The sequence below is a fragment of the Alcaligenes sp. LTN-3 genome, assembly GCF_059735605.1.
In genome coordinates this window covers 330,938-348,717 of sequence record NZ_JCAPDN010000002.1, presented here as the reverse complement: position 1 = coordinate 348,717, position 17,780 = coordinate 330,938, and the positions used below count along the sequence as shown (strand labels likewise).

The following is a 17,780-nucleotide window of genomic DNA, read 5'->3' as shown; positions in this document are numbered from 1 at the left end:
CAAGCAGGATCCCCACGGCTGTTCCCGTTCAGCTTGATGACGAGGACGGTCGCGTCATCGGTCGCCTTGTTCGTCAGACTGGCCACCGATCCGCTCAATCGACCAGCGGCCGGGCATTCTGCGGTCGCACGATCGTCACTAGCGTCCTAGCCCGCGTCAGGCCGACCCGCAGCAGCCGGCGGCTACGTTCAAACGGCGGCTGCTCATTCCTCTCATCGAAGAAGCTCGACTTGAAAGCGCCTTCCACGAGAACGACCCCATCGAACTCCTTTCCCTTGGCCTTGTGCATATTCATCAGGATGCAGCCTTGGGGGTCGCGCTCGGCTGCCACGAGCCGCTCCTGCTCGAGGATACGTTTGACTAGTTCGCTCGCACCTGCATAGCTGCTCAAGGCGAGCCAACGCTCGCCGAGTCCGGAGGCCAGAGCGTCGGTCGCCCTGAACAGCCGCACTAGCCGGGCCTCGCGGAACAGCTCATTCAGCGCTGGAATATCGTGAAGCACCCAGCGCGCCGCTTTCCAGTCCGCGACAGGTTCTCCGACCAGATCGATGCCAGCCTTGTAGACCGCGACGAGGGCTTTCGCGGCATTGATGCGCGGTCCTTCGCCCGTCGCCACCTTGGCTGCCGCCTCGTCATACTTACGTGAGTGCTCCGCCGCGGCGTTGGTCGGCTCCTCCGCGTTCTTCAGCTTGTAATATCCAGCAATGACCCGGAGCGTCCGCGCAAGGGTCTCTTCGGCCGGGCCGGTCGGCCATTCTAGGATTGACGCCACGACCACCGCCGCCGCCGCGGAAAGCTCAGCATCCCAAACGACATCATGTTCGATGACGGGTAGGGTCTGCTTGTTGTAAGTGTGCGTCTCCGACAGGATCACCGAAAGGTCGGCGATGAGCGAATTGCTTCTCGACAGCACCGCCACGCTCGGATGCTCGACCCCCTTCTTCCGCAACGCGCTGAAGGTCCATATCACCGCTGCATGGACCGTTGCGGCAAACGTGTTCTGCCAGTACGAAACCTGTTTGATGTCTGGGGTGGCCGGCAGCGGACTGTGGTTGTGCAGTACTGCGTCGGCGAACTGAAGGATTCCCGCGTTTGGGCTTCTGTGGTTTTCCCCGCCCAGATCGAACTCGGTGACCTGGATATCCTCTCGGAGAATATCCAGCCGGCGCGGATCGATATCATCCCGGTAATCAAAGATCCGCTGTTCTGGATCGGCAAGGCAGAACACGTCCGTGACTTCAGCCAGAGCGCGAACGATCCGCCACTGGTTGTCGTCGGTGTCCTGGAACTCGTCGACGATGATCATCGGAAACCGATCGGCAATGAGCTCGCGCAGCGCCGCGCATCCCTCCAGTAGGTCTGCCGCGCCCGCTGCGAAGAGATCGAAGCAGTAGAGCCCTTGCTCCGATGCCAGACGTCGTCGCTCGACCATCCAATCCCCATCGAACGCCGATTTCTGAAGACGTTCCTCCCCGGGGTAGAGAAAGCGGATCGGCCGGCCGTGCAGGAGGCGGCCGTGGGCTTCCAGAATCTCCATGCAAAAGGCGTGATAGGTCTGGACGGTGACGGCCCGCCGTTCGGCTGGCGTCAGGATCTCCTTGCAGCGCAGGAGAACCTGGCGGATGGCAGCGCGCGAGAAGCTGAGAAAGAGGATTCCCTGTCCTGGCTTGAGCGTCGCAGACTGGCGCTGAGCCTTCAGCAGGGCGATCGTGGTCTTGCCGGAGCCGGGCCCGCCGAGGACCAAAAGGTGTCCGCCTTGTGCGATGACCGCCTTGCGTTTTTCGCACAGCTCCAGCTTCATTAGAAGAGATCCTCCAAGTCGTCCGGCGGCGGTGCTGCGACATCTTCGGAAACGGCGCTCAGCGCCTTGTGGATGGTTTCAAGGATTTCTCGGATCGTCGCCGGTAGCTGGTCGGCGTGCTGGCACTGGCTGATCATCATGGCGGCATAGCCGTAAGCGTCGCCCTTGCGCGCCTTCAAAACCTTCGTCGCCAATGCAGTTACCTCACCATCGCCCGCCGCCGGATCATAGACGCCGACACTGGGATAGTCGGGTCGATCCTTCACCTCATTGAGAAACCGCCTCACAACTGCGATGGGCGTCTCCTTTACGAGCAGCTCCTCAATGCCCTTCTCGGGGGACTCCCAAACCTGCGTATAGCTCTTCAGCTTGTCCATCGCATCCTGGTTCAGCGGGGCGTTGGGTTTGTCGTAGAAACCGAAGGCGAGCTTTCCGAGCGCCGAAAACACCGGACCATGACGCGGTACCGAGCCATCCCCGCCGGCATTGAAAATGCTGACGCCAGCCAGATCGAGGTGGGTGTAGTCCTCCGGATTGAGGGACGCCTCCATGATCGACGAAGCTACCGGAAATAGGGCTGCCTCCGTCGATCCCTCCACGACCAGCACCGCCCGGCTCAGAATTGCCTCGGCGAATTGACGCCGTTCGACGCGGAACGTCTTGGACTTAATCGCCTGGCCATCGATCGGCTGGCCTGTCAGAGCGCCGGTCTCGTTGCGGTTCAGGATGACAATCTGCTCATGATCGAACTGTTCGATCACGTAGGGTGAATGCGAAGTGACAATCGATTGCCCCATTTCCGCGAGCACGAACCGCGTCACCCGGCGCTGCGTGTGTGGCGGGAGCGCAATTTCCGGCTCCTCCATCGCGAAGATCACCGATTGCTTGTCCTTCAATTCGGCAATGAAGGTCAGGAGAGCGAAGACCAGCAGGTTGATTGAACCAGTACCCAGCCGACCGAACGGTACGAGATGCTGACCAGGTTGAGCTGCGATAAACAGCCGCACGACTTCCCGGAGATGCTCGCGCGTCAGGTCCGAAGCAAAGAAGGCCGTCGCATCGTCACCAGGCGCCAAGTTGACGAAGCGTCCCATCCGGGATCGTAACTCTGAGCGGATATGCTTCAGTTGCTCGATCTCGCCGATTGCCGGGTCAAGCGCTTGTAGTCTGGCCAGAGTGTCCCGCCACATCTCGACGGCACCGGCGCCGCCCAGCTTCAATACGGAATCGAGCAACGAACCGCGCTGCAGGCTGAGAGCGCGTGAACCGGTCCGCAACGTCCGCAAAAACACAAAGCCGCAAAGGCGCTTGTGCACACGCGTGAACGGAACACGGCCCTGACCGAGCTTGACCTCGGTTTCTTCGTCGAGAGCATCGACCTCTTTGGTTGGATGGTCGAAGAATGTGTTGCCGACGAAATCGTCCTCTTCCGGGTCGTACCGACCGACAAACAGAAGTGGTAGAGCCCAGATCACTGCCGGACCATCGGCCTTTCCAAGACCATCCTGCTCCTCGTCTATGAACGTACCCGCCAAGTCGTCCCACCTGCGGAGATGGCCACCAAAGCGCCGCTGCGCCTCTTCGGAAAGATCGACCAGGATCGCCTCAATGCGAATTTCAACCGGCGCGCCTTCCGCATTCAGATAGCGGCCACAATGAAAGTCATGCTCGTCAACGACAGGCCTGCGGAATATGCGCTCAGGACCGAGGACGAGATCAAGAGCCTCGCACACCGTTGACTTCCCAATGTTGTTGCCTCCGACCAGAAGTGTGTGCCCAGCAAAATCAACACTCCCTTGAGAGACGCATCGGAAGTTTTCAATCTTCAAACGCCTGACGCGCATATATCCTCCGTCCCCGCATCGATTATTCGCTATCGCGGTTATAGCGCAGTTACCTGCAGCGGTCTTGTTTCCCTGGAGTCCTGGCTTGGATGCGACGAGTTCACGACTGAGGAGGAGAAAGGACTTGCTGGCGTGTTCGGCTTTCTGAGCCCAGGCGCGCATCGCCCTGTTGGCATCCCGGAAGGTCAGATGACGCGCCTTGGCCGTTCCTTCGCGCTCAACATGTGCTGGTTCCTACTCAAGAACCATCTCGTACCAAGGTAGTTATCTCGGTGTGACGAACCGCAGAACAAAGACTGGCGGCAGTTTCCACTGCCGCCGGAGCTTGTCGCTTCATCAGTTCGCCGGATTGCTGCCCAAGCTCTGCTGATACGCCCATTCGTCATCGCGATCCAGGTCACGCCAACTGTCGTCGGCTCCACCCGTTCCATCGCCCTCGATGAACACCAGCCCGGCGCGACCTGCCTTGCGGTAGATCAGCCAGCCACGGCAGTTCAGCGTGTCCCCATTGAACATGCGATCACCTTCGGGGTCGTATTCGCCCGTCATGGTGCCGTCGGCCTCGATCGTCCATTCGTCGACCGCCGCCCACAGGTCCGTCGTCGGGGGGCACTCGATGTCCATATCGGGCTCGTCGGGGAACGAGGCATTGCTCTCAGCCATCGCACCGGCCACATCATCGGCGTTGTAGATCGTTTCGGCCAATGCCTGGCGGGCATGCAAGTCGTAGAAGTCGGCCACACTGACGTACACGTCCGTGGAGCCGGCGCTGGCCTTCAACGCCTCGACGCAAGCCGTGGTGACGGCCGACGGTGCCGCGCCCGCCGCTGCAAGGCCGAGTTCCGCGGCCCGCCTCTCGCCCATCGGCAGGTTGAGCACGAGGATCTCGGCATCCTCCAGGTGGTAGTCGAGCTTGGGATCCGCCTCCTCAACGGACAGTGCCGCGTGCGTGCGGTATCCCAGCAACGCGGCAATGACCTCGGAGAGGTGGGAACGCTTGACCGTCAAGCCTTGCGCAGCAAGGACCCGGGAAGCCGCGAAGGCGGCTGAACGTACATAGTTGCTCATCGGAATACTCCGCTACTGTTCGAGCGCTGGACGTTTTGTCGCTGTCGAACAGCCGGTACTCCGGATGATTGAAAGCGAGGGGTACTGCGGGGAGCTGCGAATGCCTGTTTCAAGCTGTCCAGAGCTTGGGCGGGCGCCTGACTATGGATGCTACCCCTGAAGGCCATCTCCCGCAATCCGAATGCCGACGAGGTCTGTCCGGCCACGCGATCCCCCGTCCCCCAGGAAGCGGCTGTAGCAGCCCGCACCCGCTTCCCTTGCGCCAGCGCATCTGCCGCCCGCGTTCTGCACCAGCACAACCTGGTGTCCTCCGTTTCCATTTTGTTTGCTGCCGCGCACACGTCGGCCGGGAATGCTGACGTCCATTCGATGACCGTCACGCACACCCAGGAGGCTTCATGCGCGTGTTTCTGTGCGAGAAGCCCTCCCAGGGCAAGGACATCGCCCGTGTGCTGGGCGCCGGCCAACGCGGCAACGGCTGCTACAGCGGCGCGGGTGTCGTCGTGACCTGGTGCATCGGTCATCTGGTGGAGGCGGTTCCGCCCGAAGGCTACGGCGAGCAATACAAGCGCTGGGCCATCGAGCAACTGCCCATTCTTCCTGAGCGTTGGCGTGTCGAGCCCAAGGCGGCGACCGCAGCGCAATTCAAGGTCGTGCAGCAGCTCGTCGCCAAGGCGGGCGAGCTGGTGATTGCGACCGACGCCGACCGCGAGGGCGAGATGATCGCCCGCGAGATCATCGAGCTATGCGGCTACTGCGGGCCGATTCAGCGTCTGTGGCTGTCGGCGCTCAACGATGCGTCGATCCGCAAGGCACTGGGTGCACTCAAGCCGTCCGCCGAGACGCTGCCGCTGTATTTCTCCGCACTCGCCCGATCGCGCGCCGACTGGCTGATCGGGATGAACCTGAGCCGCTTGTTCACGCTTCTAGGTCGGCAAGCCGGCTACACTGGCGTGCTGTCGGTGGGGCGCGTGCAGACGCCGACGCTGAAGCTGGTCGTCGATCGTGATCGCGAGATCGCGCGATTCGTCTGCGTACCGTTCTGGGCCATCGAGGTTGCGCTTTCGCATGCAGGCCAGTCCTTCGTCGCAAGCTGGACGCCGCCGCAAGGCAGCGCCGACGATGCGGGCCGCTGCCTGCAACAGCCGGTGGCGCAGCAGGCCGCCGAGCGCTTGCGGACGACCGACTCCGCCCAGGTGCTGTCGGTAGAAACCGAGCGCGTGCGCGAAGGGCCGCCGCTGCCGTTCGACCTGGGCACGCTGCAGGAGGTGTGCTCCAAGCAGTTGGGCCTCGACGTGCAGGAGACGCTGGACATTGCCCAGGCGCTGTACGAGACGCACAAGGCGACAACGTATCCGCGCTCGGATTCGGGCTACCTGCCCGAGAGCATGCTGGCTGAGGTACCGACCGTACTCGACAGCCTGGTCAAGACCGACCCCAGCCTGCGGCCGCTGATCGAGCGCCTGGATCGCCAACAGCGCTCGCGTGCATGGAACGACGGCAAGGTGTCGGCTCACCACGGCATCATCCCGACGCTGGAGCCCGCCAACCTGTCGGCCATGAACGAGAAGGAACTGGCCGTCTACCGGCTGATCCGCGACCATTACCTCGCGCAGTTCCTCCCGCACCATGAGTTCGACCGGACGGTGGCGCGGTTCTCGTGCGGCAGTCAGTCGCTGGCGGCCGTGGGCAAGCAGATCGCCGTCACCGGCTGGCGTGAGGTGCTGGCGACGCTGGGGCCGGACGATGCCGATGGCGAGGATGCGCAGCGCAGCCAGGTGCTGCCCGCCCTGCATGCGGGCCTGTCCTGCCCGGTCGGAAAGGTGGATCTCAAGGCGCTGAAGACGCTGCCGCCCAAACCCTACACGCAGGGCGAGCTGATCAAGGCCATGAAGACCGTCGCCAAGCTCGTGACCGACCCGCGGCTGAAACAGAAGCTGCGAGATACCACCGGCATCGGCACCGAGGCGACACGCGCCAACATCATCAACGGTCTGATCGGTCGCGGCTACCTGGTCAAGAAAGGCCGCGCCGTCCGCTCTTCCGACGCGGCATTCACGCTCATCGACGCGGTGCCCTCGGCCATCGCCGACCCCGGCACCACGGCGGTGTGGGAGCAGGCGCTCGACATGATCGAGGCCGGCCAGATGGCGCTGGACACCTTTATCGAGAAGCAGTCCGTGTGGGTCGGCCAGCTCGTGCAGCAGTACCGCGGCGCAACGCTCTCGCTCAAGCTGCCGCCGGCGCCGGCCTGCCCGCAGTGCGGCGCACCGATGCAGCAGCGCACGGGCAAGAGCGGCGCGTTCTGGTCCTGCTCGCGCTACCCGGACTGCAAGGGCACGTTGCCGATCGAGTCCCCGACGGGTCGGCGCAGCGCACCGCGCAAGCGGCGCGCTGCCTCCAAGGCGTCCTGATCCTCGCTTCCCCCTGCCGCGCCGGCCCTTCACTGGCGGCGAGGCAAACGTCCCGCACCGCGCGGGACTCCAAAGCGCGCGTCTCCTTCTGCAACGGTGTGCGCGCCCCGTCTGCCCACCATCGGGCGACGGGGCGAGAAGGTCATTGCTCCACGAATCGCGCCCGCCGCCATTCCCTTGATCGGTGTGCCTTGCCTCGGTCATGAGGGGCTTCCTGACGCCTTGCCGCCGCGCGAGCCGTGAGGAGGCCCCTTGGGCCGAGGGTATTCCGTGCCGGTGCCCGCCGGCGGAACAACGGGCTCCCTTTGTGCGCGTATGCGTGCCAAAGGTTTCCGGCCCCAGCCACGAAACGGGCCGGGTGCGATTGCTGACGCAGCGAACGGCTTTGACGACGGCCCGCGCTGACGCAGCCCACAGGTGGTTTTCCTTCCTCTCCAGCCGAAGGCCCGCGTGGCCTTCGGCGCCCTGGTCTTTGCCTTGTCCCGTGACGCCGGCCATTGCCCTAAAGCGGGCCGTCCGCGATTCGGTTTTCCCTGCGACGGCAGCCATGCTTCGCGCCCATCCTCACGCCATGCGTTGCTGACAGTCGTCAGCGGCATGCCCTGGCAGTCTCGGTCTTCAAGACTGCAACGCGGTTCGCCGCGTTGACCGAACCAGTCCGCTTCGCATCGCCCACCGCGGACGCTCGCCGGCCTGGCGACGATGCACTTTTCTCAACCACCCGAGGGGAACCCCATCCCCTGCGGGATGCGTGCTCCCCGACCCACCAAGGAGCACGGCATGTCTGAACCTTCCGCATCTTCCTCTGCAACCGCAGTGCGCAGTGGTGCGCTGGCGCTGACCTGGACCGGCAAGCGTTTGCCGCTACAGGTGCTGCGCAGCGCGGCCGGCCACTACATCGGCACACAAGACGACGAAGGCCCGGTATCGCGGGAGTCCGTCGAGTATTTCCCGAACCACCTCGCAGCACAGCGCGCCCTGGATACCCATGCCTGGACACAGCGCGCTCACCCCTGATTCCCACCCTTCAAGGAGTTCTCTCATGAATCTGTCTTTACCCGAAGACGTGCTCGATCAGATGGCGCTGGAACAGGCGCACTTCAACGCCGCACCGCAGGCCTTCTTCGAGGCCTGGAAGCGCGGCGCGCAGATCGCCGGTCACGAGTGGTTCGGCGACGGCACACGCGAAGGTCTGCAGCGTGCCACCACCAAGTGGGACCTGCGGCCCAACATGCTGATGCTCAACGACGCCTTGGGCGTGCTGAGCAGCGGTCAACGCATGTTCCTGTCCGCGATGGTGAGCTTCTACAACTCCCGCGAGGGCGGCGCGATGCTCAAGCGTTGCGGCTTCGAGGGGCTGTCCGACTTCGGTGGCCTCGATCTGGAACGGCGCCAGGTCATCGCCGACCTCACGCTGCACTACAACGGCTGGTGAGCCGCGCCTGGCAACCCGCCGTCTTTTCATCCCACCCCACGAGGGACATGCGTCCCCGTTCGGGGCCATGTCCCTCCTTCCTTTCGCAGGAGCGGCCATGTCCCGAATCAGCATCTTCCACTGACCTGCACCGCCCGCCACCAGGGCGGCCCGACGCCGCGGCCGGCTGACCGGCTGCCACTTCATCCACTCGCTGGGGTTCAATCCCCGGCAGGGGATTGCCTCGGCCATCCTCTGCTGGAGGAATCCCATGTCCCATTCCAAAAACCCCTTCGTCCGCGGCTACGATGGCCTGTCCGTGCAGCGGCTGCTGGCGATTTCCTACGATGACGACTGCCCGCTGAGCTACCTCCCGCTGCACGTCTCGCAGTCGCACCTGCCGGACAGCCAGGTCGAGCGCCATGCCTGCGTCTTCTGCGACGACTTCGCGCTGATCACGGAAGGCCAGAACGTGCCGCCCGAGCTGGACGCGCAGTGCCCCAGCCACGGTATCGCCCGAAACCTCGTCTACGCCGTCATGGCCGAAGAAGCCGGCCAGCCGCTGCACGTCGGCGATACCTACTCCGAGGAAGCCGCGCGCGAGGTGGTACGCCGCCTGCGCTTCGAGACCGGGTTCTACAGCCGTGCTTGGGAAATCAGTTCGGCGCATATCACCGAGGAGGCCGGCCGCTTCCTCGCCGAACTGGCGGACATCGCCACGCCGAGCGGTTTTTTGTTTGTGGCCTTCCGCATTCCCTACAGCCCGGCGGTCGGCGTGAAGCTGATCGCCACCCCCTGGACGGATGCGAACCTGCAGCATGTCGAGGGCATCACCGCCGAAGAGCTGCGGCAGGAGCACCGGGCCAAGGGCGTGCCGGAGTCCCTCGTGGAAGTGTTGCACCTGGCTGCGCTCGCCGACGTTCGCATGTTGGTGTTCGATGCCGGCGCGCCCGTGCTGGACGGGCTGACGCTCTACGACGACGAGTAACCCGCAACCCATTCGAGCCCCCACGTCGGGGCTCTTCTTTTTCGCGGAACGCGGTGCCGGCGCATTGCCGATTCCCAACGGACGGTCGCCGCCATGTGCCGCACGCTGGCCGCATGTTCGCTGGCGTTGCCGGCAGCATGCCCAGGCAGTCGAGACCTTCAAGACTGCGGCGCGGTTCGCCGTGCTGGTTGCTTCGTTCTCCGGGCGCACCCGCGTCCATCCACCTCACCCTCAAGGGACAGACCTCCCTTGCGGGCGGGAGTCCCTTGGTTGCCACAAGGAGTCTCCCCATGGATACCCAAGCCATCCGCGCACAGATGCCGACGCTCGTTGTCGGTCATGTGCCTTCCAACGTCCGTTCGTTCAAATTCAACATCTTCGACGGCCAGCCCAAGGTTTCGACGCTGGGCTTTCACATCGACCCGAAGCCTTTCGAGGGCAAGGTCATCGCCACCACCGACGAGGCCATCGTCGTCAAGACGGGACGAGCCGAGTTCGCGGTGCTCGATCGCACGCTCGTGACCGAAGTGCCCGACGAGGGCGCCAAGGTGCAGGTCGAACCCTATGTCAGACGCCGCTTCGACGGTCAGCGGGCGGACACGCCCGAGGAGCAGACCGAGTTCACCGCCGACGGCCAGCCCTACACGGTGAAGCGGTTCGTGCTCGGGTCCGCACCGGCGAAGCTGCCGATCCCCGAGCCGCGCTGCCCCGAGCTGCAGGAACTGATCGTCCAACTGGAGCAGTTGCCCGCTCCCGACGGTTTCCGGCGCATCACCCACATGCTGGTGGATGCCGGTGCGCGGGACATCACCTGGGTCGATCCGCTGCCCGCCGACATCATCAGCACGCCACCGGCCATCGGCTTCACCGTCGCCACGATGAAGTTCCAGGGTCGCGTCACCGTGCTTTATGAGCGTGGCCTCGACCTCTACGCGGTGGAGCTGCACCGCGACGGCGAGCTGGTCGAACGGGTCGATGAGGTGTTCTTCGACACCCTCGGCGAGACGCTGGAACGGCTGATCGACGACGGGAGCTGGAGACGCATCCGCGTGCAGTGCCTGTCGGGTCGCAAGGCTGTCCGGCACTGAGCTCCCAGCAGCTTCCCGCCCTCGCGGCGGGAAGCCTCTCTTCCTGCCCCCCTGGAGATCACACCCATGACTGTTCGATTCAAAGGCACGGAGCTGCGGCCCGTGCTCGCCGAAGCGGTGGCGAATCAATGCCGCGTCATCCTGGTCAAGGATCAGGGCGTGTACTTCCTGGCCGAGTGCGGCGAGCGCCGACCCGATGGTCGCCATAAGACCATCGCCTATGCCGCCGGTTGCAACCCGGATGTCGATGCCTTCGACGAATGGTGGGAACTGGCGCGTGCCGAGTTCGGTGGCGACGACTTCGGCGAGTTCTTCGATCCGCAGGAGGGCGTGTTTGCGCGCATCCTGCGCAGCGAGGACGACCTCGACGTGTCCGCCACCGCGACACACCTGTCGCTGCAGGCGGTTCCTCCCACGCCCAGCGGTAACTGACCGCCCATCCCTGGCCCCCGCTCCGGGGGCCTCTTTCTTCCCGGCAATGCGGACAGCCGCGAGTGCCGATTGCCGCTCGCCTGCGCGCCGTCCCGGCGCCACGCTTCCGGCCATGTTCCGCTGACGTCCGTCAGCGACATGCCCAGGCAGCCACGATCTTCAAGGCTGCGATGCGGTTCCGACCGCGTTGATCACTCCAGTTCGCACCGGCATCCATGCGCGAACGGCCATCGGTTCTCGATGGCGATGCCACCAAGCTGTTCCATCAACCCACGCGGGGGTTCCACACCTTCCCCGCCTTGGGTCGGGTGTGTCTCCGCCTCATTGTTCCCAGGAGATTCACCATGACCACTTCCACCGAAAAGTCCTACTTCGATCTGCACATCACCGGCCTCGGGTATCTCAATCGCATCCGCGAAGTGAAGCCCAAGAAAGGCGATGCGTTCCTGGCCTGCGACATCGCAGCCCTGAACGGTCCCAGCGATGACGTCTCGTATGTGCGTTTCGACACGCGCGTATCGGGATCGGAAGCGCAGCACCTGGTGCGCCGCTGCATTCAGGCGGTCGACGCCGAGAAGAAGGTGATGATCGGCTTCCGCCTGGGCGACCTGTGGACCGACACCTTCACCTACTCCAAGGGGAAGCGTGCCGGCGAGCAGGGTGTGAGCCTCAAGGCCCGCCTGCTGTTCGTCAGTTGGATCAAGGTCGACGGCAAGCTCGTCTACAAGGCCGAACCCAAGCCGACCGAGACCGACGAGCGCGACCCGGAAGTCCCTGTGACGTCCGACGCGCCCGCCGCGCAGCAAGCCTCGGCACCGGAGCCTTCCAAGCCCGTCGCCGATGCTGCCGACGACGCTGCCGATGCCCCCGCATTGGCCGTTGCCGAGTCGTTCTGATCCGCAAGGCCCCATCCCCGGGGCCTTGTCTTCTCTTCGTCAGCAGGAGACCTTCATGATCACCATCCCCGGCCAACTGGCCATCAAGACCATCCACGGCAGGAACGGCGACTTCAACGTCGGCCGCCTGGCGACCTCGATCGGCGAGTTCGTCGTGAAGAACGCCGAACTCGATCAGTACCGCGAGGGCAAGTACGACGGTGATTTCGTCATCGTCGAGATTCGTCCCTCCACGTACAACGCCAACGGCCGCATGGTCATCGAGATCCGCGCCCATCTGGGCGGGATGACACTGTCCAACATCGACGCCCTGAGCCGCGACGAAGCCCGCCGGCTGAGTCCGCAGGAAGTTGATCCGATCGACGAGGAGGCGCAGGCCCCCGTGCCGGCAACGCCCCCGGCCAAGCCGAAGGCGAAGCCGCGCAGTCCGCGCGATCCCCTGGTCGATACCACGCCGTTCGGCAGCGAACCGGCTCGTGTGTCCGCTGCGGCCTCGGCCGAGGCAGACGACGCGGCGCTGTTCGGTGCCTTGTGGCCCCTGGGCGAGACCGTGAAGCTCGATGCGACCGTGGATCGTCGTGTGCTGCGTCAGCAGCGCGACCGTCTCGACAAGCTGGGCTACGAGTTCGCTCCGTTGTCCCAGGACTGGCATCTCAAAGCTGCCTGATCCATCCGCCGCCTTGCGCGGCATTCCGCCACCCGCCGGGGTTCTCCCCCGACGGGGAGGGCTCCGGCCATTTCTTCAAGGAGACCTTCATGGGCTGGACCTTCGTTCGTCAGACGCGCGATCAGTTGATCCGCGAGCTGATCGCTCCGCAGGCGTCCGAACGCGCTTGCTGCGAAGTCATCGACCACACGCTGGACGGCGACGTTCTGTGGACCGTGGTTCGCGTCACCGCCAGGCAGGCGGGCGTCATGGGCCTCGCGGCCGGTGAGTCCGTCTGCTACATCGGCTGCCATCTGCTGGAAAGTTCGGGCGGCGATTGGGGCTACAAGTCCCTCGATGAGTCCGTGCATCCGTACTACTACTCGTGCCCGCTGCGCTATCTCGACATGGCGCCGGTGCAAAGCTCCGAGTGGCGCGAGCGGGTTCACCGCTTCCACGCGGGGCGCGCTGTCTAGCGGCACGCATCTTCCTTCACCCAACCGGGGCGAGCACGGCCCCGCGGGCTGTGGTTGCTCCTTCTTTTCCAAGAGGACATCACCATGCCTGCACCTTCTTCCGCGAAACCGCTGTACCGCATCGACGAATGCCCCGACCTCATGGCCGACGGTTGCGTCGGTGACGAGCAGGGCAATCTCGTCTTTCTCTCGATCTGGGCGCGCGACACCGCCGTTCAGGAGTTCCTCGCCCGCCTGACCCTCAGCCGGGATGAACAGGGGTTGGACCAGTTCCACGTCATCACCGAGCAGGGCACATCCATCCCGGTCTTCGTCGGCAACGCCGAGAACCTGGAAAAGCGCATCACCCGCGCCTATCGGCGAACGCTGTTCGGTTCGCTGACGAATGTGTGGCTGTTCGATCGTCGCTGCGTGAAGCCAGACAAGGCCAACGCCAGCGCGCTGGCGCTGCTGCCCAGGGATTCCGCTCACCGGCTCGACCGGCTGTGGACCCTGGTGCAGGACACCTGCCCGCTGCCACTGCTCGACCACTGGCGCGACACCGTGCTGGAGCTGTTGCAGACACGGCGGATGCTGACCGGTCTTCCCTTGGCCCTCGGGCCGCTGGAAGGCCATCGGCTGGCCCTCGATGTCCCGGCGCTGACGAAGGCGTTGGGCGAGCTGATCCGCAACGGCACCCTCGGCGCCACGCAGTACGAACTGGCCGCGAACGCACCGCTTCGGCGTGTGGCGTGAGCCATCCCCACGGGCATGCGCGCCGCGCGTGCCCGCCTTCCCTCATCCATCACCAGGAGAAATCCATGACACTCATGTTTCCGCGCCTGGCGCGCAATTTCATCCGTAACGGCTACTTCCCCACCGACGAACCGACGCTGGAGCGGGCCTTGTCCGCACTGGCGCCGTCTCCCGGCGCCATGTCCATCCTCGATCCCTGCGCCGGCGAAGGCGTGGCGATCGCCGAAGCCGCTCACGCCCTCGGGCGCGAGCAGGTCCAGGCCTTCGCCGTCGAGTACGACGCCGAGCGCGCCCGCCACGCACGGCAACTGGTCGATCGCTGCATCCAAGGTGACCTGATGGACACGCTGATCTCGCGCCAGTCCTTCGGGCTGCTGTGGCTGAACCCGCCGTATGGCGACCTGAGCAAGGACGTGAACGGCAACATCGGCTATCAGGGCCAGGGCCGTGCGCGGCTGGAGAAGCTCTTCTATCAGCGCGCGCTGCCGCTGCTGCAGTACGGCGGCGTGCTGATCTTCATCGTGCCGTCCTACGTGCTCGATGCCGAGCTGGTCGGATGGCTGACGCGCCACTTCGCCGACCTGCGCATCTACCGTGCGGTGGAAACTCAGTTCAAGCAGGTGGTGATCTTCGGTCGCAGGATTCGTCAACGCGACCAGGCGTCGGAGTCGGCCAAGTCCTTGCGCGGTCTGCTGCTGCAGATCGGACAGGGTGACGCCGAAGCCGAGGAACTGCCGCTCGAATGGCCGTTCCTGCCGTACACCGTCCCTGCCAGCCCGGCCGAGCCGGAGCACTTCTATCGCGTGACGATGGAGCCCGAGCAGTTCGCCGATGAAGTCGGCCGGCTGCAAGGTCTCTGGCCGGCGCTCGATACGCACCTGGGCGCCGCGCAGCAGTCGCTGCGTCCGCCCGCGCGGGCCTTGTCGCACTGGCATCTCGCCTTGGCCTTGGCCGCAGGCGCGATCTCCGGCGTAGTGAAGTCCAAGAGCGGGCGCGTGCTCGTCGTCAAAGGTGATACCCACAAGGAGAAGACCCTCCAGACGGAATACACCGAACGCGACGACGGCTCCGTGGCCGAGACGCGCATCCTCACCGACAAGTTCGTGCCGGTCATTCGTGCATGGGACTTGACGCTGGGCTCGCCCACGTGGGGCGAAGTGCTGACCATCCGCTGATCCCTGTTCCCTGACGGTTCGCCGTCGCTTTCATCCACCCACCGGGGTCACGTTGCCCCCGATGGGGTGCCGTGGCCCCTTCTTCCAGAAGGAGAAACCACCATGGCACTCGCAATCCTCAACCTCGCATCACAAGCACGCTTTTCGCCCGGGCAAGTGGTCATGACCGCCGGCGTCGACGAGCTGGTCCGACAGGGCCGGCTCAATCCCAGCGCGTACCTGCGCCGCCATCTTCATGGCGACTGGGGCGACCTGGACGACAGCGATCAACGGCAGAACGATGCCGCGCTGAAGTCCGGCGAGGATCGTCTGTTCTCGTCCTACCAGGTCACGCGCGACCTGAAGCTCTGGATCATCACCGAATGGGATCGCAGCGTCACCACGCTGCTGTTGCCCAGCGAATACTGATCCACATCCAGCGGCCTCGCGCCGCTTCTTTCTTCCCACCCAGGGGCATGTCACCGCCCCGTGGGGGAGGTGCATGCCCCATTGCTCTGGAGCATCACCATGTCCCTCGATCTCGAAACCGTTCCCGAAACCGCTGTGCAGCGCGACCTCCTCGAAGCGGCCGCTTCACCCCTCACGCTCAGCCTGCAGGACTTCGTGTCCGAGTTCGGCGACGAGTTGCTCGACTCGCTCAACCGCGCCAATCCTCCGGTCTACACCGGCCAAGTGCGGGTGCATCGGCAATTGATCCTCGCCGCGCTGAAGCGCAAGCTGTTCCCGGCGCAAGCCGATGTGGTCCACGCCGTCACCGAGCTGTTGGTCGACCGCGGCGAACGTGCCGCGATCGTCAATGGCGAGATGGGCTGCGGCAAGACGACGGTGGGTATTGCCACCGCAGCCGTGCTCAACGCCGAAGGCTACCGCCGTACCCTGGTGCTCTCGCCACCCCACCTGGTCTACAAGTGGCGGCGCGAGATTCAGGAGACGGTGGCCGGTGCCAAGGTCTGGGTGCTCAACGGCCCGGACACGCTGGTCAAGCTGCTGAAACTGCGCGAGCAGTTGGGCGTGCCGGCCCAGGGCCAGGAGTTCTTCGTCCTGGGCCGCGTGCGGATGCGGATGGGGTTCCACTGGAAACCTGTCTTCGTTCGGCGGCGCACGCCTCACGGCGACGTGGGGGCCTGCCCGGATTGCGGGCATGTCATCACCGACCTCGACGGCGAGCCGATCAACCCGGTCGAACTCGAAGCCGAGGAGTCCCGCCGCAAGTGCAGCCACTGCCGTGCACCGCTGTGGTCGTTGATCCGTCCCAGAGGCCTGTCCGCCAGCGACCAGTCCTCGACCGTGCTCAAGGCACTGAAGCGCATTCCTACCATAGGCGAAGTCACCGCGCAGAAGCTGATGCAGAAGTTCGGTGACGCCTTCCTCGCGTCGATGCTCGGGGACAACATCCACGAGTTCATCAACCTGATGGATGGCAACGGCGAGCTGGTCTTCTCGGACCGGCAAGCCCATCGCATGGAACGCGCGATGGCCAACATGGAGTTCGGCTTCGGCGAGGGCGGCTACCAGCCGTCCGAGTTCATCAAGAGGCAGCTTCCCCAAGGCACGTTCGACCTGCTCATCGCCGACGAGGCACACGAGTACAAGAACGGCGGCTCCGCACAGGGCCAGGCCATGGGGGTGTTGGCGGCCAAGGCGCGCAAGACGCTGCTGCTCACCGGCACACTGATGGGCGGCTACGGCGACGACCTGTTCCACCTGCTGTTCCGAGCCCTGCCGGGGCGGATGATCGAAGACGGCTACCGGCCGACGAAGAGCGGCAGCATGACGTCGGCCGCGATGGCGTTCATGCGCGATCACGGTGTCTTGAAGGACATCTACTCCGAGAGCACCGGCACGGCGCACAAGACGGCCAAAGGCACCAAGGTATCGGTGCGCACGGTCAAGGCGCCGGGTTTCGGTCCCAAGGGCGTGCTGCGTTGCGTCCTGCCGTTCACGGTCTTCCTCAAGTTGAAGGACATCGGTGGCAACGTGCTGCCGCCCTACGACGAGGAGTTCCGCGAAGTCGCGATGGACACGGCGCAAGCCGCGGCCTACCGCGATCTGGCGGGTCGCCTGACCCAGGAGCTGAAGCAGGCCCTGGCGAAGCGCGACACGACGCTGCTCGGTGTGGTCCTCAACGTGTTGCTGGCCTGGCCGGACTGCTGCTTCCGGTCGGAGACGGTGGTGCATCCGCGCACGCGCAGCACCTTGGCGTTCGTGCCGGCTCAGTTCAACGAGCTGGAGGTGATGCCTAAGGAACGCGAGCTGATCGAGATCTGCAAGCGGGAGAAGGCAGAGGGTCGCAAGACCCTGGTCTATTCGGTCTACACCGGCACGCGCGACACCACGTCGCGCTTGAGGGTGCTGCTGGAGCAGGAAGGCTTCAAGGTGGCGGTACTGCGCGCGAGCGTGGATGCTTCCCGCCGCGAGGACTGGATCGCCGAGCAGTTGGACCGTGGCATCGACGTGCTCATCACCAATCCCGAGCTGGTGAAAACCGGCCTGGACCTGCTGGAGTTCCCGACCATCGTATTCCTCCAGTCCGGCTACAACGTGTATTCGCTGCAGCAGGCCGCCCGGCGCTCATGGCGCATCGGCCAGAAGCAGCCGGTGCGCGTGATCTACCTGGGCTACGCCAACTCCTCGCAGATGACCTGCCTGGGGTTGATGGCCCGGAAGATCATGGTGTCGCAAAGCACGTCGGGCGACGTGCCGGAGTCCGGGCTTGATGTCCTGAATCAGGACGGAGACTCGGTGGAAGTCGCGCTGGCACGACAGTTGGTGTGCTGAACCTCACTGCTTCACTTCAACGGCT

The 17,780-nt window shown here is 64.6% G+C and carries 17 protein-coding genes; 13 read left to right on the top strand and 4 right to left on the bottom strand.

Going from position 1 to position 17,780, the window contains the following annotated elements; genetic code table 11:
• Nucleotides 1–94 precede the first annotated feature (94 nt).
• From AC6I6N_RS09905 to AC6I6N_RS09895, 3 genes are all read right to left on the bottom strand, one after another.
• Nucleotides 95–1,801 (bottom strand): UvrD-helicase domain-containing protein, encoded by a 1,707-nt coding sequence (locus tag AC6I6N_RS09905; protein WP_497943476.1) that lies wholly within the window; start codon nucleotides 1,799–1,801, stop codon nucleotides 95–97.
• Nucleotides 1,801–3,645: an ATP-dependent nuclease gene (locus tag AC6I6N_RS09900; protein WP_121372569.1), complete on the bottom strand. Its 1,845-nt coding sequence runs from the start codon at nucleotides 3,643–3,645 to the stop codon at nucleotides 1,801–1,803. Before AC6I6N_RS09900 ends, AC6I6N_RS09905 begins: the two co-directional genes overlap by 1 nt.
• A 336-nt stretch (nucleotides 3,646–3,981) precedes the next feature.
• On the bottom strand, nucleotides 3,982–4,713 hold the full coding sequence (locus AC6I6N_RS09895; protein ID WP_051594437.1) for a hypothetical protein: 732 nt from the start codon (nucleotides 4,711–4,713) through the stop codon (nucleotides 3,982–3,984).
• 398 nt (nucleotides 4,714–5,111) lie between these two features.
• Between AC6I6N_RS09895 and AC6I6N_RS09890 the strand changes: the two genes are divergently transcribed.
• The 6 genes from AC6I6N_RS09890 (at nucleotide 5,112) to AC6I6N_RS09865 (ending at nucleotide 11,049) form a co-directional block, all read left to right on the top strand.
• Nucleotides 5,112–7,127, top strand: coding sequence for a DNA topoisomerase III (locus tag AC6I6N_RS09890; RefSeq protein ID WP_497943475.1), 2,016 nt, complete (start codon nucleotides 5,112–5,114; stop codon nucleotides 7,125–7,127).
• A gap of 780 nt (nucleotides 7,128–7,907) precedes the next feature.
• On the top strand, nucleotides 7,908–8,144 hold the full coding sequence (locus tag AC6I6N_RS09885) for a hypothetical protein (RefSeq protein ID WP_080700298.1): 237 nt from the start codon (nucleotides 7,908–7,910) through the stop codon (nucleotides 8,142–8,144).
• A gap of 25 nt (nucleotides 8,145–8,169) precedes the next feature.
• Nucleotides 8,170–8,562, top strand: a complete 393-nt coding sequence (locus AC6I6N_RS09880; RefSeq protein WP_124128847.1) for a hypothetical protein — start codon at nucleotides 8,170–8,172, stop codon at nucleotides 8,560–8,562.
• A 250-nt stretch (nucleotides 8,563–8,812) separates the two neighbouring features.
• Nucleotides 8,813–9,529: a DUF5983 family protein gene (locus tag AC6I6N_RS09875; protein WP_200291160.1), complete on the top strand. Its 717-nt coding sequence runs from the start codon at nucleotides 8,813–8,815 to the stop codon at nucleotides 9,527–9,529.
• A 290-nt stretch (nucleotides 9,530–9,819) separates the two neighbouring features.
• Complete coding sequence (locus AC6I6N_RS09870; RefSeq protein ID WP_497943474.1) at nucleotides 9,820–10,617, top strand: GTPase; 798 nt, start codon at nucleotides 9,820–9,822, stop codon at nucleotides 10,615–10,617.
• Nucleotides 10,618–10,683: 66 nt separating this feature from the next.
• On the top strand, nucleotides 10,684–11,049 hold the full coding sequence (locus AC6I6N_RS09865; protein WP_497943473.1) for a DUF3085 domain-containing protein: 366 nt from the start codon (nucleotides 10,684–10,686) through the stop codon (nucleotides 11,047–11,049).
• 130 nt (nucleotides 11,050–11,179) lie between these two features.
• Here AC6I6N_RS09865 and AC6I6N_RS09860 read toward each other — a convergent pair whose 3' ends face one another.
• Nucleotides 11,180–11,302, bottom strand: a complete 123-nt coding sequence (locus tag AC6I6N_RS09860; protein ID WP_268750658.1) for a hypothetical protein — start codon at nucleotides 11,300–11,302, stop codon at nucleotides 11,180–11,182.
• A 91-nt stretch (nucleotides 11,303–11,393) separates the two neighbouring features.
• Here AC6I6N_RS09860 and AC6I6N_RS09855 point away from each other — a divergent pair, with 91 nt between their 5' ends.
• The 7 genes from AC6I6N_RS09855 (at nucleotide 11,394) to AC6I6N_RS09825 (ending at nucleotide 17,755) form a co-directional block, all read left to right on the top strand.
• Complete coding sequence (locus AC6I6N_RS09855; protein ID WP_003141036.1) at nucleotides 11,394–11,945, top strand: STY4534 family ICE replication protein; 552 nt, start codon at nucleotides 11,394–11,396, stop codon at nucleotides 11,943–11,945.
• A gap of 55 nt (nucleotides 11,946–12,000) precedes the next feature.
• Nucleotides 12,001–12,612: a DUF3275 family protein gene (locus AC6I6N_RS09850; RefSeq protein ID WP_003141033.1), complete on the top strand. Its 612-nt coding sequence runs from the start codon at nucleotides 12,001–12,003 to the stop codon at nucleotides 12,610–12,612.
• 89 nt (nucleotides 12,613–12,701) lie between these two features.
• The gene (locus AC6I6N_RS09845) at nucleotides 12,702–13,067 is read left to right on the top strand and encodes a hypothetical protein (protein WP_020308045.1); all 366 of its coding nucleotides are present in this window, start codon (nucleotides 12,702–12,704) and stop codon (nucleotides 13,065–13,067) included.
• An 84-nt stretch (nucleotides 13,068–13,151) separates the two neighbouring features.
• Nucleotides 13,152–13,802 (top strand): hypothetical protein, encoded by a 651-nt coding sequence (locus AC6I6N_RS09840; RefSeq protein ID WP_058875873.1) that lies wholly within the window; start codon nucleotides 13,152–13,154, stop codon nucleotides 13,800–13,802.
• Between the two features lie 65 nt (nucleotides 13,803–13,867).
• Nucleotides 13,868–14,977, top strand: coding sequence for a DUF6094 domain-containing protein (locus AC6I6N_RS09835; RefSeq protein ID WP_034365946.1), 1,110 nt, complete (start codon nucleotides 13,868–13,870; stop codon nucleotides 14,975–14,977).
• A gap of 102 nt (nucleotides 14,978–15,079) precedes the next feature.
• A complete protein-coding gene (locus tag AC6I6N_RS09830; RefSeq protein ID WP_019486119.1) occupies nucleotides 15,080–15,385 on the top strand; it encodes a hypothetical protein in 306 nt (101 codons plus the stop codon).
• 99 nt (nucleotides 15,386–15,484) lie between these two features.
• Complete coding sequence (locus AC6I6N_RS09825) at nucleotides 15,485–17,755, top strand: helicase-related protein (RefSeq protein WP_176392681.1); 2,271 nt, start codon at nucleotides 15,485–15,487, stop codon at nucleotides 17,753–17,755.
• Nucleotides 17,756–17,780 lie beyond the last annotated feature (25 nt).